The following is a 14928-nucleotide window of genomic DNA, read 5'->3' on the forward strand; positions in this document are numbered from 1 at the left end:
CAGAGTAAATATTTGCTTCAAGCAAATATTTACTCTGACCCCTTTTTTGTTCCGGCCTTAACAAGGGGGCGTGCTAGTGTCGGCGGCTGTTTCCACACACCCCCGGAGCCACCGCATGCGCATGAAGTTCGCCCCGCTCGCCCTCGCCCTGTCCGCGCTGCTGCTCGGCGCCTGCAGCCAGACTTCCGACGAAGCCGCGCCGGCCGCCGACGCCGCCACCAGCGACACCGCCGCCGCCACCGATGCGACGGCCGCCGACGCCGCGCCCGCCGTCGAAGACGCCGACGCCCGCGACCGCGAAGCCGACCCGATGGCCGCCATCCTCGCCGGCGACTGGCGCGACCCGGCCAACGTGGCCCGCGACCCGTACCGCCACCCGCGCGAAACCCTCGAGTTCTTCGGCGTCGGCCCCAGCCAGACCGTGATCGAGATCAGCCCGGGCGCCGGCTGGTACACCGAGATCCTGGCCCCGCTGGCCCAGGGCAAGGGCCGCTACATCGGCGTGCTCAACGACCCGGCCAAGGCCGGCAGCGAGCGCGCCACCGAGTATTACGCCAACGCCAACACCAAGTTCCGCGAGAAGCTGGCCGCGCGCGCCGACGTCTACGCCAACGCCAGCGTGGTCGAGGTCGACCCGAAGGCGCCGGTGTTCGGCGAGCCGGGCTCGGCCGACGTGGTGCTGACCTTCCGCAACGTGCACAACTGGGTCGGCGCCGGCAGCGAGGCCGCGATGTTCAAGGGCTTCTTCGACGTGCTGGCCCCGGGCGGCGTGCTGGGCGTGGTCGAGCATCGCGCCGCCGCGGGCAAGACGCTGGAAGAAGTGGTTGAGTCCGGCTACCTGCCCGAGGACTACGTGATCGGCCTCGCCACCGCCGCGGGCTTCGTGCTCGACGAGAAGAGCGAGATCAACGCCAACCCCGCCGACACCAAGGACCACCCGAACGGCGTCTGGACCCTGCCCCCGGGCAACCGCCACGACGAGGCCGATAAGGCCAAGTACGCCGCCATCGGCGAAAGCGACCGCATGACCCTGCGCTTCGTGAAGCCGCAGGCCGAGGCCGCCGCCGAGTAACCCGCCACACCAAAAAAGGGGTCAGAGTGAATATCTGTTTGAAACAGATATTCACTCTGACCCCTTTTTTTGGGCCCTGACTTTCGGGGGGCTTGACAGGGCGGGGCTGCTGTCTTCACTGTACTAGCACACACAGTACAGCTAGGACACCCATGGCCCGGACCCAGGCCCTGATGATCGAGATCGCCACCGGCGACGCCCGCCCGATCAGCAAGCAGATCGTGGACGGCGTGCGCATGAAGGTGGCCACCGGCGACCTGGCGCGCGGCGTGCAGCTGCCCAGCGTGCGCGGCCTGGCCCAGCAGCTGGGCATCAACCCCAACACGGTCGCCAAGGCCTACGCCGAACTCACCGCCGAAGGCTGGCTGGAGTCGCGCCAGGGCCTGGGCCTGTTCGTGGCGGCGCCGCGCCAGCGGCTCAGCCAGGCCGAGCGCGACAAGCGCTTCGACGACGCCGTGACCCGTTTCGTCCACGACGTGGTGGCCCTGGACCTGCCGGCCGATGAAGTGCTCGAACGCCTCGGCGCCGAGCTCCGGGCCTGCGCCCCGCGCAAGAGCGCCTGAGCCACGGAGTCCACCATGACCACCGACTTCGTGATCGAAACGCGCGCGCTCAGCAAGCGCTACGGCGGCAAGTTCGCGCTGCGCAGCCTGGACCTGCAGGTGCCGCGCGGCCACATCCACGCCATCGTCGGCGCCAACGGCGCCGGCAAGTCCACCCTGTTCCGCATCCTGCTCGGCTTCCTCGCGCCCAGCGCCGGCGAGGCGCGCATCCTCGGCCGCGACAGCCAGCGCCTCACGCCCGACGACCGCGGCCGCATCGGATTCGTCAACGAAGAACACACCCTGCCGGCCTGGATGCGCGTGCACGAAGTGACCGCCGCGCAGCGCCGCCTCTACCCGCGCTGGAAACAGCCGCTGTTCGAGGAAGTGCTGGGCCACTACCACGTGCTGCCCACGCAGAAGATCAGCGAACTCTCGCGCGGCGAACGCGCCGGCCTGAACCTGGCGCTGGCGCTGGCCCAGGGCCCCGAGCTGCTCGTGCTCGACGAGCCCACGCTGGGCCTGGACGTGGTCGCCAAGCGCGCCTTCCTCGAGGCGCTGATGTATAGCAATACCGGCGACGACTGCACCGTCATCTACTGCTCGCACCAGATGGACGAGATCGAGCGCGTCGCCGACAACCTGATCATCCTCGAGCAGGGCGAGCTGCGCACGACGTCGGCGCCCGATGAGTTCGTGGCGCGCGTCACCTACTGGGTCGCCGACATCCCGTTCAAGGGCCCGGACCCGCGCAACGTGCCGGGCCTGCTGCAGGTGCAGCGCATCGACGGCCTGCACCACTACCTGGTACTCGACCAGGGCGAAGGCTTCGCCGATTTCCTGCGCGCGCACGGCGCCCGCTCGATCAACGCCATGCCCGTGGGCCTCGACCGCGCGGTCAACGGATTCCTGGCCAAGAACCACGCCGCGCCTGCCGCCGCCTGACCGGATCCCCACGATGAACGATCTCTTCAAAGCCGAGCTGCGCCGCTTCCTGCCTTGGGCGGGGCTGTATGCGGCCGTGCACCAGGCCGTGCTGATGTTCCTGACCCGCGTGGCCGACCTGGCCCAACAGCCCGACGAGGTCTACCTCGCGTTCGCGGCCGTTTACGCGCTCAGCGGCCTGCTGCTCGGGCTGTACCAGATGGGCGGCTACCGTCGCCCGAATGCGTGGCTGAACCTGCTGCATCGCCCGCTGCCGCCGTGGCGGATCGCGCTGGCGCTGCTGGGCGCGGGCGCGGCGCTGCTGGCGCTGGCGGTGTGGCTGCCGCTGCTGGCCACCGCCGCCTGGCAGGAAAGCATGACGCCGCGCGTGCTCGACCTGCGCCACTGGCTGCTGTGCGTCGCGGCGCTGATGCTCGCGCTGGCGGGCTACGCCACCGGCTCGGCCGCGATCCTGCTGCCGCGGCGCGCGGCGCTGGCGCCGCTGGCCTTCCTGCTGCTCTTGCCCGCGGCCTACGCCACCGGCGCGGGCGCGCTGGGGCTGCAGGCGCTGGTGCTGGCCTGGCTGGTGGCGCTGGTGCTGGCGGCGTTCAAGCCCGACGTCGAGCGCCTGCCCGGCGGAGCCGGCGCCTGGCTGCTGGCCGTGCCGATGCAGGTGATGATGTGGCTGCTGCTGGTGCTGGCCGGCTTCGGCGCCGAACTGCTGTGGATCGCGCAGGGCACGCACCCGAACAACCTGGCCAGCGCGCCGGCCGGCAGCGCCAAGCAGGCCGACAATGCCGAAGGCGCCGACCTGATCTTCGCCGGCCTGGCCAACAGCGTGCATCCCGATGCACCGCTGTGGCGCGAGCAGGCCGCGATCTCCGACATCGCCACCTTCGGCGTCAGCATCCCGAAGTCGCCAGCCTGGCATGAACTCAGCAACCGCGCGCCGATGGAGTTCGACGACGAGGCGCGTCGCATCCGCTGGGTGTTCAGCCACGACCTCGGCAAGTTCGTGGGCTATGGCCTGGCGGATCGGCAGCGCGTGGGCGAACTGGGCGTGGACGGTGACGCGCGCTTCCCGTCGCCGCCGCTGCCGGTGGACGGCGGGCTGCTGGCGGGCCGCGACACGCTGCACCAGTTCGACGCGGAAACGCAGCGCGTGCTGCCGCGCGTGCAGCTGCCGGCGGGCGAGTTCCTCACGGCGGTGCGCCATGACGGCGAGCGGTTGGTGGTGATGAGCCAGCGCGCGCTCTACTTCCACGATGCGCGCCCGATGCAGCAGCGCGCCGGCCTGCTCACCGATGGCCTGCGGATGCCGCTGCCCGGCCCCACCGGCAACCTGCAGCGCGTGGACGTGATGGAGCTGCTGGACGGCTACCTGGTGTCGTTCACCCTGACGCGGCTGCGGCACAACGGGCGCGGCGATTCCTTCCAGCAGCTGATCAAGGTGGATGAAGCCGGCGCGGTCACGGACGTGGCGCGGCGCGAGCTGGCCACGGGCTACGGACCGCTGTTCACCTGGCAGACGTGGTGGCTGTCGCCGGCGATCAGCAGCACGCTGCAGGGGCTGCGGCCGATGCTGGCGGCGCCGCAGGCGGAAGCGCTGGTGGCGCCGCCGCCGCGGCCGGCGCTGGTGATTGGGCTGGCGCTGGGCTTGCTGCTGCTTTCGCTGGCGCTGGGTGCGTGGCGGGTGCGGCGCACGGCGCTGTCGCCGCGCGCCAGGCTGGCGTGGTGCGTGGCCTGCGCGGTCGTGGGCCTGCCGGCGCTGATGGCGCTGTGGCGGCTGGCACCGGCGCGCGAGGACCTCGCGTTGCCGGTGCGGGGCGTGGCGGGGCAGGTGTCGTGAGCCCAGCACTGCGCCTCGCCACGCTAATTGCGGCGTGCGGGGTGATCTCCGCGGCGACCGCGATGGGCGCGCCGACTACGAACGCGAGCAACGGCCCCAGGCCGATGTCGGCGTCTCAGGACGAAGCGCCCGGGCGCGGCGTGCCTGCCGCAACCGCATCGGCACGGGCCGACGCCGCGGTGCTGCAACAAGCCATCGCCGCAGCCCGCGCACGGCCGGTTCCGCCGCGGCTGCCGCGGGCGGCGTTTCTTTCGCAGCCGCGCGAACACGGGTTCACGCTGGCGCCCGATGGGCGAAAGGTCGCTTGGTTCGGCGAACACGGCGGGCGGCGCGGCGTGTGGCTGCAGGCGCTGCCGGACGGCGAGCCGCGGCTGCGGCTGGCGCGCACGGACGCCAGCGAGCTGGTGTGGTCGCGCGATGGCCGCTGGCTGTTGCTGCCGGGGTCGCGCCAGCTGGTGGTGCTTGCGGCGGATGGCCAGGGTGGCGATGGCGAGCTCTCGACGCTGGGCGGGCTGGGGCGCCGCGTGTTCGTGGGCGCCGATCCCGCGATCGGCGATGCGGCTTTGTTGGTGGAGCAACCCGCACGCAATGCCGCCGAGACCCCGCGCTGGCGCCTGCTGCGCGTGCAGCCCGGTGGCCGCGAAACCCTGCTGCACGAGGACGCGCTGCCCATCGTGGATGCGGCGATCGACGGCGAGGGCGAGCTGGCCTGGCTGATGCGCGCCGAAGGCGACGCGCACGTGCTGTACCGCCTGCCCTCGCGCGGGCTTGGGCACGCCGTGCTGGCCTGCGTGGTGCCGCGTCGCTGCCGGCTGCTGGGCACGTCGCCGGAAGGCGGCGTGTGGATGCAGGGCAATCCGGACGCCGACCTGTCCGGCCTCCTGCACGTGGCCGCCGACGGCGCGGTGCGCCGCATGGACCAGGATCCGCGCGGCGAAGCCGACCTCAACCACGTGGCGCTGGATCCCGTGGACGGGCAGCCGCGTTTCCTTGGCTACGACAGCACGGTGCCGCAGCTGGTGGCGCGTTCTTCGGACGATGAATCCCGACTAGTGGCGATTCGAAGCGTGCTGCCAGGGGCGTCATTGCGCGTTGAAGTCGGCGGCGAGCGCTGGCTGGTGATCGAGCGCGGCGACCGCCTGCGCGGCGAGCGCGCCTGGCTGGCGGCGGCCGACGGTGCGCTGACGCCGCTGCGACCTGAAGCGGAATTCGTGTTCGGCGGGCATCCACAGGCACGGCCCGACGAAGCCGCGATAGCGCGCAAATGGCCGATGCAGTGGACGGCCTCCGACGGCCGACGGCTGCACGGGTTCGTGACGTTGCCGTCGGGCGTGGACGTGGCGCACGCGCCGCTGGTGGTGAGCGTGCACGGCGGGCCCTTCAGCCTGGTGCGGCCCGACTTCAGCAACGATGCGCAGCTGCTGGCCAACCGCGGCTACGTGGTGTTCCAGCCGAATTTCCGGGGATCGACCGGGCTGGGGCTGGACTATGTGCTGGCCTCGCGCGGGGATTTCGGCAACGGGCGCGTGCAGCAGGACATCGTCGAGGGCACGCGCTGGCTGCTGGCCAATGGCGTCGGTGATGCGGATCGCGTGGCCATCGTCGGCGCCTCGTTCGGCGGCTACTCGGCGCTGCTGGGCGTGACCTTTGAACCCGGTTTATTCAAGTCCGCGGTGGCGGGCGTACCGCCGGCGGATTTCGGCCGCGTGTTGCGCGAGTACCAGGGCGCAGGGCAGGAGATGCACCCCGGCATCCCGATGGCGGTGTCGATGCGCGCGCTGGGCGTGGACCCCGGGGACGCGGCGCAGATGCAGCGGCTGGCCGCACAGTCCCCGACCGCGAACGCCGCCGCGCTGACCCGCCCGGTGCTGGTGCTGGCCGGCGGCGAGGACGAGCGCGTGCCGATCCGCGGCGTCACCCACTACGTCGCCCGCCTGCGCACGCTGGGCAAGGACGCCACCTTCTTCATGGACGCCGACGCCGGCCACGCCATCGCCGACGAGAAGACCCGCGAGGCCTACTACTTCCTGATGGAACGCCTGCTGCACGAAACGATCGACGGCCCCGAACCCGAGCCCGCCAGCGCAGCGCTGCAAGCCCACCTCACCCGCCACCTCCGCTGAAAAGCGGTACCGGGTTCATTTTCTTTCTCGCTGAGACTGCAGCCGCTTGGGCGGCGGCAGTCTCAGCGAGAAAGAAAATGAACCCGGTACCGCTTTTGCCCTAGCGGGCGTCTTTGACGAGCACGCCGCCCTGGATGACGACGGGGATGGCTTCGAGCAGGGTCACGTCCTGGGTCGGATCGCCCGGCACGGCGACCAGGTCGGCCCAGCGGCCGACTTCCGCCACGCCGACGTCGTTGCGGCCCAGCGCCTCGGCCGAGTTGAGGGTAGCCGAGCGGATCGCCTCCAGCGGCGTCATGCCGTAACGCACCATCACCGCGAACTGCTTGCCGTTGTCGCCATGGCGATGCACGCCGGCGTCGGTGCCGTAGATCATCTTCGCGCCGGCGGCGTGGGCGCGGCGGAAGCCTTCGCGCTGCACCTCGGCGATCTCGCGGTCCTTGCGCAGGTTGTCTTCGAGCACGCCGTTCTTCTTGCCCTCGGCCTGGGTGTAGTCGGTGTTGTAGATGTCCATGGACAGCCAGGCGCCATGCTTGATGGCGAGCGCGATGCCCTCGTCGTCGATCAGGCTGGCATGCTCGATGGTGTCCACGCCGGCGCGGATGGCGGCCTTGATGCCGCTGCTGCCGTGCGCGTGCGCGGCCACCTTCAGGTCCCACTGGTGCGCTTCCTCGACCACGGCGCGCATCTCGGCCTCGCTCAGCTGCTGCTGGCCCGGCTCGGTGTTGCGCGAGAACACGCCGCCGGTGGCGCAGACCTTGATCACCTGCGCGCCGTACTTGCGGATCTCGCGCACGCGCTTGCGCGCCTCTTCCGGGCTGTCGGCGTTGTACGGATTCTTCGATTCGAACGAGGGCGGGAAATAGGTGCTGTCGCAGTGGCCGCCGGTGGCGCCGAAGCTGTAGCCGCCGCTGACCACGCGCGGGCCGCGCACCTTGCCTTCGTCCACGGCCTGGCGCAGGCCGACGTCGTTCCAGGCATCCGAGCCGACGTTGCGCACGGTGGTGAAGCCGGCGTCCAGCGTCTCGCCCGCGTGCTTCACCGTCAGCATCGACCAGAAGCGGTCGGTGAACTGCAGGCCGGTGTAGCCGCCGTAGCTGGGGTCGGAGTCGAGGTGCACGTGCATGTCGATCAGGCCCGGCAGCAGGCTCAGGCCATCGAGCTCGATGCGGCGCGCATCGGCGACGGGTTCGCCCGGGCCGCGGGTGATGCGGGCGATCTTGCCGTCGCGCACCAGGATCTCGGGGTTTTCGATCCACTTGCCGGTGCGCACGTCGAGCAGGCGCTCGGCGGAGATCAGCACGGTGTCGGCGGTGGCCGGCAGCGCGGCCAGGGCCAGCGCGGCGGCGAGCAGGGTTTTCGTGAAGGGACGCAGGGTCATGGCGGGGCCTCGGACGGGATGCGCCGAGTGTAGCCAATCCCCGCGTGGCCGGCCGGCTAGCGAGTAACCCCCGAAGGCGCGGTGCGCCCGAGCCTGGCGCGCCGCTCGCCGAGCACAATCATCACCAGCACGACGAGGAAGCCACCGGTCGTGAGGCTATCCAGCCCACGATTGAAGCGCTCGTTGTGCGCCCGGAGCTGACCGAGGGTAGCCAGATAGCCCGCGGCCTCCTGCACCTCGGGCCGTTCGCGCGGGAGCATCGACGCGGCGAACTTGCGCGCCTGTTGCTCAAGCTGCTCCTCGGTATCCATCGTGGCGAGCAGGTATCCACCGAAGACGAGCTTGATCGCCGCGATGCTTATGAACGAGGCCATGACCAAGGCGAAGATCCTGGGGCTGTAGGGCATGGCGCGTCTCCTTGCAGGTGGGCTTCCATCGATGCGGGACGACCCCGCCGCGACGGTTCAGGGAGTGCCACGGTACTCGGCCCAGGCAGGCAGCCCGTGCTTGCGGGCCAGGTGGCGGTAGATGCCCGCCATGATCAGGCCGAACAACACGCCGGCCGCCAGCGCCGAAACGAACATGCCCGCCAGGGGCATGCCCTGGCGCGCCCAGAACCCCAGCCACATCAGCAGTCCCCAGCCCACGGCAAAGAAACCACCCATCGCCAGCGCCATCGGCAGGAAGGGCGCGAACAGCGGCGGCGGTACCTCCAGCCCCAGCTTCCACATCAGCCGCCAGGCCGGCGGCGCGACGGTGCCGCGGCTGATGCCGAGGGCGTCGGTGTGGCGGTACATCCGCTCGATTTTTTCCTGGTGGGTCATGGGTTCATTGCTCACGGGGCTAAGGCGTGCGGCCCATCATCCACAGCGCGAACAGCGGCGCAAGGTTGAACAGGAAGATGCCGATCTTGTAGATCGCCATGCCGCCGTAGTGGATGGCGTCGAAACTGTCGTCGGAAAGCCGGAACCAGCGGCCGTGCAGGCGGCGCAGCCAGGGTTTGGCGAATACCCAGGCGCCAAACCACAGCATCAGGACCAGGTAGTTGGCTGCCAGGCACCAAAGCAGGAAGGTGATGAGCGATTCGGGGGACATGGCATGAGGCTCCCGCGCAGTGGTCGCCGCAGCCTAGCGCAGCGGGCCGCGGCAAACCATCAGGCGCCGACGCGTGGCCATGACAGCCCTGCCGGAGGCGAAGGCCGTGAGCGAATTCGGCCCAGCCAGGGAGCCGTGCCGCGACGTCGGAGCTGGCCAAAAGTCAGGCGCGCAGCCGAGACACGGCAGAGCCGATTGCGTCGGCCCACGCCGAGCGCCCGGAGAGCACGAAGCGATGGTCGCCGGACTCCGTGGCCACCGCCAGGGAGTTCGGCATGAGCGGGAACAGCCCAAGGAACCTGGTCCAACACGGCCTGACCGATTGCACCGCCGACAGGGGGATATCCGTAGTCCCGGTCCGCACATTGAAGGCGTGCGAGGAGAAAACCAGCCTGGAGTCCGTGAGTACCAGCCGGCCCCCGACGGTCTCGAGTCCTCGCTGCAGGTTGGCCGCGCCTTCGCGCAGCAGTTTTTCGTTCGGGGCGAGATCGATTTTCATCTTTGGGTCCAACGCATGGGTTGAGCCGCGCCAAGGGCGGCGGCGGCCAGGCCGGCCCGCCGCTCCATCACCAGCAGCGACAGCAGCATGAGTGCCAAGAAGCCGAACTGCAGATTGACGAAGATACGTTGCCTTCGTTCGCTGTGCACCTTTTGCTCGCCGGCCAGGCTCAGGTAATGGATGGTTCCCGCCGCGGCCTGGGCGCCTTCGGGCAAGAGCGGACGCATCTTTTCGACGAACGCGCCTGCCTTCTGTTCCATCTCCGCCTCGCTGGGGAGCGTGCTGAGCAGGTAACCCGCCTCCACGAACCTCAGCAGCGCCAGCCCCAGGACACAGGCCGCCAGGATCGCGAAGATCCGCGGGCTCATCGGCATTCTCTTCTCAGGGTTCATCGTGGTTTCCTTGTCGTCGCCCCGGAAGGCTCAGGGACGGCTGGCGGGATGCCAGAATGAAATATCCGGCGGACCCGCCAGGAAAGCGCCGGCCTTCTGGATGAAGGCCTGGATATGCGGCTGCTGCATGTGCGGACCCAGGAAGACCGCCTGGCTTGGCCAATTCTCGAACAGCGTGAAGCGGGTCGGGTCGTTGGCGTCCTGGAGCAAAGTGATGCCGCCGCAATCCGCCTCGATGGCCTGGACGGTGGCGATGAGACTGGTGAGATCGCGCTTGGCCAGGTCGATCTGGTCGGGAAGCGAGCGGTAGCTGACGAGTACGGTTATGTTGGCCATGAAAACTCCGAGAGGATTGGCGTGGTGTCCCCGGCCTGTCCGAGCGTATCGGGAAGCTTAACGGTCATCCAGGTGTGCTTGGCTTCGAGGCGCACCAAGGACGCCGGCTGGAATGACCACTCGGTTCCTTCTGGTCAGGGAACGTAGACCAGGTGGACCGCCGTGCGGTATCCGGAGCCTGCTTCGGTGACCCTGGCATCAAGGACGAGATCGCTCCGGCCTTCCTCTTCAGTCCAGAGGTCGACCAACAGGCTCCAGTGGTCTCCATACCAAATGCAGACGGACGTATCCCAAGCCTGGTCAGGCAGCGGGGCAAGCGTTGCACCGTAGTCGGCGATGCTCATTCGGATCTGCGACGCAGTCTCGGCCGATACCGGCGCTACCACGGGGATGCCCCGGTCCAATCCGAAGTCACCGGAGGCGAAGGCTTCGACGATCCGCGCAAGCGTCGGCCTCCAAACCATGGGGATCGGCTGCTCCGACTCTCCGTCCTTGGCCGGCGGCGCTGGGCGCAACTCACCGGTCACTTCCTGGACTCCATTTTGATCCTGACGATGAAACCAGCCCGTGCCGGACCCGGCATCGACCCCAATGAATCGGCAAGCGTCGATCGCGGGCGTACCGTGCATGACGTCTTCATTTATCTCCACCGATCGTTATTTTGTCATGCACTTGCACTGTTCGACGTGTTGATTGAAGGTGTCGGGGTAGCAAGGCAGGCGTGAGCCGAGGTGACCTGAGACGGATCGTGTAGCCAGTTGGCTGGTGAGTTCTCTACCCTTAACAGGCAAGGAGAGCTCCATGAAGAAGCGATTCACCGACGAGCAGATCATCGGCATCCTGCGCGAGGCCGAGGTCGGCGCCATGTCGATCAAGGCCCTGTGCAAGAAGCACAACCTGACCGAGCAGACCTTTTTCCGCTGGCGCAACAAGTTCGGCGGCCTGGACGTGCCCGACGCCCGGCGACTCAAGGACCTCGAGTCCGAGAACGCCCGGCTCAAGCGGCTGGTGGCCGAGCAGATGCTGGTCATCGACGGGATGAAGGAGATCGTCCGAAAAAAATGATGACCCCGTCGGAACGACGCGACACGGTCCAGGTGCTGGTCCGTCGGGGACTCTCGCAGCGAAAGGCCCTTCGTTACCTGGGCCTGAGCCGCCGCATCGCCAGCTACGCCCCGCGCCAGGCCGCCAAGGACCAGGCGGTGGCCGAGCGACTGCTCGCCGCGTCGCCGAAGGTGCCGCGCTTCGGGTATCGCCGGATGGCGGCGTGGCTGGATCTGGGCGAGGCCCGGGTGCGGCGTCTGTGGCGCCAGCTGGGATTGAACATTCCCCGCCGCCGGCCGCGTCGCCGCCGTTCCGGCAACGACATTCGCCTGCCGGGCGCGGTTCGCCCGAATGCGGTTTGGAGCTACGACTTCGTCCACGACCAGATGGTCGACGGGCGCGCCCTGAAGATGCTGTGCGTGATCGACGAATACACCCGCGAATGCCTGGCCATCGAGGTCGGGGCCAGCCTGCGGGCGCAGGACGTGATCCTGACCTTGTCGCGGCTGATGCGGATCTACGGCAAGCCGGCTTTTGTCCGCTCCGACAACGGCGCCGAGTTCACCGCGGCTAAGGTGATGCGCTGGCTGCGCGACGCGGCGATCGGTCCGGCCTTCATCGCGCCAGGCAGCCCCTGGCAGAACGGCTTCGTCGAAAGCTTCAACGGCAAGCTGCGGGACGAGCTGCTGAACCGGGAATGGTTCCGCAGCCGCGCCGAAGCGAAGGTGCTGATCGAGCGCTGGCGGCAGTTCTACAACGAGCAGCGGCCGCACAGCGCCCATGGCTACAAGCCCCCGGCGACCGTTCGCCGGAACTGGTCGGAACCCGATACCATCTACCCCGGACTCACCGGCTGATTGGCTACAAGTTCCATACTCAGGTCAGCCACTGAAGTGAGAGAGACGCCTAACGCCTTAGTTAAGTCGCGCAGAAGGCGTCGACTTGAATGAATTGTTAGGCGAGTGCTTAGACACTGCGAAGTATCGCTGAGCGTTGTTGCTCAAACTCTGCGTCAGTGATTAGCCCTTTGGACCGCAGCGAACGCAGCTCCAAGAGTCGCGCTTCAGTAGGTGAGTGCTCGACGCTTGAGATGGCTGGAAGGGTGGTCGAGACGGATCCTGCGGCAGGCTTCCTGGTCGCCCGAATGACCAACCAAATCACCAGCCCGATGAAAACTGGAATCGAAAGGATGACCAGCAAGATGATCCAATGCCAGATACTAAAGCTGCCCATTCACTTCTCCCCATATTTCGACAATAACGGTCGATCGCCTAACTTCCTTTGGATCTCAGACTCGAGGCATATGAGACGTTTTCCGCCCGCCCGCTCCAGCGCATGCCGATTGACGCCTTTCAACTTCGACAGCTTGCGCCATCGCAACTCATCAACCTGAAAGAGCTGTCCAATGTTATCGCTGGCTTCTGGGTGGTAACTGGTTATCGGAGCAGATTCGCGCATGTGCCGGGCCTCTGCTCACTCTTGCCCGAGGGGGCGCCCCGGCGCGATTTCGCGCCAGGACGGCAATCCTCACGCCCGGCTACTGATGACCAGCTTCGCCACGTACGCCACGCTGGCACAACCGGCAGCGGCGGCGATGCCCACGCCCAGGCCGCTGCCATCCGCGCCTGACGCGGCGACCACGCCCGCGGCGGCGATGAAGAAGATCACCGTCAATGAACTGCCCAGCACGCCCTGCAGGAACTTGTCCTTTTTCGCCGCGTCTTGGGTGATATCCATGTCCGTCTCCCATGGGTGATTCGGTGGATGGCCGGGCCGCGCCCGGCGTCGGGCCCAACTATCCGCAAGCGCCGGCGCACGGGTCAAGCAGAATTCCTCGCGGGATCGCGTCGTTCAGGCTTCGCCGGTCTGCAGCCGCCACAGGGCCGCGTAGGCGCCGCCCCGGGCCACCAGCTCGTCATGCGTGCCCGATTCCACGATGCGCCCGGCCTCCAGCACATGGATCGCATCGGCATGCCGCACGGTGCTCAGCCGGTGCGCCACCACCAGCGTGGTGCGCCCGCGTGCGGCGGTGGCCAGCGAGTGCTGGATGGCCGCTTCGGTCTCGTTGTCGACGGCCGACGTGGCTTCGTCCAGCACCAGCACCTTCGGATCGCGGTACAGCGCGCGCGCCAGGGCGATACGCTGGCGCTGGCCGCCGGAGAGCTGGCTGCCGCGCTGGCCTACGGGGCTGTCGTAGCCCTGCGGCAGGGCGGCGATGAAATCGTGCGCTTCGGCGGCGCGGGCGGCGGCCTCGACGCGGGCGCGGTCGGCGGAGCGCTCGCCGTAGGCAATGTTTTCGGCCACCGTGCCGTCGGTGAGGAAAGGCTCCTGCGCGACATAGCCGATCGCGCGACGCAGCGCCGCCGGGTCGAGGCCCGCGACATCGGCGCCATCGAACAGGATGCGGCCACGGGCGGGGTCGATGAAGCGCAGCAACAGCTTCAGCAGCGTGCTCTTGCCGCCGCCGGTGCCGCCGACCAGGGCCACCGTGGCGCCGGCGGGCACCGAAAGGTCCACGGCGTGCACGGCGGCCCGGCCGTCGTAATCGTGGCCCACGCCTTCGAAGCGCAGTTCGCCGCGCGCGCCGGACGACAACGCTTCAACGCCGCGCACCGGCACCGGCGTATCCAGCAGGTCCATCACGCGGTTCACGGAAGCCATCGCGCGCTGGTAAAGGTCGGTCATGTCCGCCAGCCGCGTCAGCGGCCACAGCAGCCGCTGGGTCAGGTACACCAGCGCCGAGTAGCTGCCGACGCCCAGCTCGCCGCGAAGCGTGAGCACGCCGCCGTAAAGCAGCGTCGCCACGAAGCCGGCCAGGATGGCCATGCGGATCACCGGCGTGATCGCCGCCGAGAACCGGATCGCCTCGGCATTGCGGGCGCGGAAGCCATCCGAAGCCTCGCGCAGGTGCGCGGCCTCGAATTCCTCGGCGGTGTAGGCCTGGATGGTGGCCATGCCGGCCAGGTTGTTGTCCAGGCGCGCAGACACCGTGGCCGCGGCCTCGCGGGCGGCGGCGTAGCGCGGGGCCAGGCGCTTCTGGAACCAGAACGCACCGATCAGGATCAGCGGGATCGGCAGCATCGCCAGCGCCGCCAGGTCCGCCGTGAGCACGAAGAACACCGCACCCACCAGCAGCGAACTCACCACCACCTGGATCAGGTCGTTGGCGCCGGTGTTGAGGAAGCGTTCGATCTGGTTCACGTCCTCGTTCATCAGCGCCATCAGCCGGCCGCTGCGCTCGCGCTCGATGGTGGCCGGCGGCAGCTTCTGCACGTGGCCATAGGCGGCCTGGCGCAGCGAATGCTGCAGGTCCTGGGCCAGCCCGCGCCACTTCAGCGCGTAGAGGTACTCGAACAGCGACTCGGCCACCCACACCACCACCGTCAGCGCCACCAGCGCATACAGCTGGTGCAGCGGGTCGGGCAGGCCGAAGCCGGCCATGAACGAGTCCTCCTGGTTCACCACCACGTCCACCGCCACGCCGATCAGCAGCTCGGGCAGCACGTCGAAGATCTTGTTGAGCACCGAATAGACGGTGGCGAGGACGGCATTGCGGCGCTGGGGCCGGGCAAAGCCGGCCAGCCGGCGCAGGGGGTGGGTCGCGGCCATGCGATCTCCGGGTTCCAGGGGTGGGGCAAGCGCACAGTGTCCCACGGAGCTACACTGGACCG

Annotated in this window: 17 protein-coding genes; 6 read left to right on the plus strand and 11 right to left on the minus strand. The window is 68.7% G+C overall.

The window, feature by feature from the left end; all coding sequences use genetic code 11:
- Positions 1–121 precede the first annotated feature (121 nt).
- The 5 genes from N787_RS07590 to N787_RS07610 all read left to right on the plus strand — a co-directional run bounded on the left by N787_RS07590 (position 122) and on the right by N787_RS07610 (position 6510).
- Positions 122–1072, plus strand: coding sequence for a class I SAM-dependent methyltransferase (locus N787_RS07590; protein WP_156968959.1), 951 nt, complete (start codon positions 122–124; stop codon positions 1070–1072).
- A 152-nt stretch (positions 1073–1224) separates the two neighbouring features.
- Entirely contained in the window at positions 1225–1635 is a 411-nt protein-coding gene (locus tag N787_RS07595) for a GntR family transcriptional regulator (RefSeq protein WP_052575266.1), read from the plus strand.
- A gap of 15 nt (positions 1636–1650) precedes the next feature.
- On the plus strand, positions 1651–2559 hold the full coding sequence (locus N787_RS07600) for an ABC transporter ATP-binding protein (RefSeq protein WP_034212300.1): 909 nt from the start codon (positions 1651–1653) through the stop codon (positions 2557–2559).
- Positions 2560–2572: 13 nt separating this feature from the next.
- Positions 2573–4387: a hypothetical protein gene (locus tag N787_RS07605; protein ID WP_034212303.1), complete on the plus strand. Its 1815-nt coding sequence runs from the start codon at positions 2573–2575 to the stop codon at positions 4385–4387.
- Positions 4388–4527: 140 nt separating this feature from the next.
- Positions 4528–6510 carry a S9 family peptidase gene (locus N787_RS07610; protein WP_169742296.1) on the plus strand — a complete coding sequence of 661 codons (1983 nt, stop codon included), beginning with the start codon at positions 4528–4530 and terminating at the stop codon, positions 6508–6510.
- A 100-nt stretch (positions 6511–6610) separates the two neighbouring features.
- Here the strand turns inward: N787_RS07610 and N787_RS07615 are convergent, their stop codons facing one another.
- The 8 genes from N787_RS07615 to N787_RS07650 form a co-directional block, all read right to left on the minus strand.
- Positions 6611–7891 carry a Xaa-Pro dipeptidase gene (locus N787_RS07615; protein ID WP_034212307.1) on the minus strand — a complete coding sequence of 427 codons (1281 nt, stop codon included), beginning with the start codon at positions 7889–7891 and terminating at the stop codon, positions 6611–6613.
- A gap of 56 nt (positions 7892–7947) precedes the next feature.
- Complete coding sequence (locus N787_RS07620; RefSeq protein WP_034212309.1) at positions 7948–8298, minus strand: hypothetical protein; 351 nt, start codon at positions 8296–8298, stop codon at positions 7948–7950.
- Positions 8299–8355: 57 nt separating this feature from the next.
- Positions 8356–8730: a DUF6404 family protein gene (locus tag N787_RS07625; RefSeq protein ID WP_156968954.1), complete on the minus strand. Its 375-nt coding sequence runs from the start codon at positions 8728–8730 to the stop codon at positions 8356–8358.
- 4 nt (positions 8731–8734) lie between these two features.
- A complete protein-coding gene (locus N787_RS07630) occupies positions 8735–8986 on the minus strand; it encodes a DUF6868 family protein (protein ID WP_034212313.1) in 252 nt (83 codons plus the stop codon).
- Positions 8987–9149: 163 nt separating this feature from the next.
- Entirely contained in the window at positions 9150–9485 is a 336-nt protein-coding gene (locus N787_RS07635; RefSeq protein ID WP_034212314.1) for a GRAM domain-containing protein, read from the minus strand.
- Positions 9482–9877 carry a hypothetical protein gene (locus tag N787_RS07640; protein ID WP_156968955.1) on the minus strand — a complete coding sequence of 132 codons (396 nt, stop codon included), beginning with the start codon at positions 9875–9877 and terminating at the stop codon, positions 9482–9484. Before N787_RS07640 ends, N787_RS07635 begins: the two co-directional genes overlap by 4 nt.
- Before the next feature lie 30 nt (positions 9878–9907).
- Positions 9908–10213, minus strand: coding sequence for a putative quinol monooxygenase (locus N787_RS07645; protein WP_034212323.1), 306 nt, complete (start codon positions 10211–10213; stop codon positions 9908–9910).
- Between the two features lie 134 nt (positions 10214–10347).
- A complete protein-coding gene (locus N787_RS07650) occupies positions 10348–10842 on the minus strand; it encodes a DUF7668 domain-containing protein (protein WP_211252147.1) in 495 nt (164 codons plus the stop codon).
- A 172-nt stretch (positions 10843–11014) separates the two neighbouring features.
- Between N787_RS07650 and N787_RS07660 the strand changes: the two genes are divergently transcribed.
- A protein-coding gene (locus N787_RS07660; protein WP_156968956.1) for an IS3 family transposase occupies positions 11015–12114 on the plus strand; the annotation gives its coding sequence in 2 pieces (ribosomal slippage) (positions 11015–11264 and positions 11264–12114; 1101 coding nt in all).
- A gap of 109 nt (positions 12115–12223) precedes the next feature.
- Here the strand turns inward: N787_RS07660 and N787_RS15420 are convergent.
- From N787_RS15420 to N787_RS07670, 3 genes are all read right to left on the minus strand, one after another.
- Positions 12224–12490: an SHOCT domain-containing protein gene (locus N787_RS15420; RefSeq protein WP_084590702.1), complete on the minus strand. Its 267-nt coding sequence runs from the start codon at positions 12488–12490 to the stop codon at positions 12224–12226.
- A gap of 294 nt (positions 12491–12784) precedes the next feature.
- The gene (locus tag N787_RS07665; RefSeq protein WP_034212325.1) at positions 12785–12994 is read right to left on the minus strand and encodes a hypothetical protein; all 210 of its coding nucleotides are present in this window, start codon (positions 12992–12994) and stop codon (positions 12785–12787) included.
- Positions 12995–13108: 114 nt separating this feature from the next.
- Positions 13109–14866 (minus strand): ABC transporter ATP-binding protein, encoded by a 1758-nt coding sequence (locus N787_RS07670; RefSeq protein ID WP_034212326.1) that lies wholly within the window; start codon positions 14864–14866, stop codon positions 13109–13111.
- Positions 14867–14928: the final 62 nt, after the last annotated feature.

The organism is Arenimonas metalli CF5-1 (genome assembly GCF_000747155.1).
GTDB lineage: Bacteria > Pseudomonadota > Gammaproteobacteria > Xanthomonadales > Xanthomonadaceae > Arenimonas > Arenimonas metalli.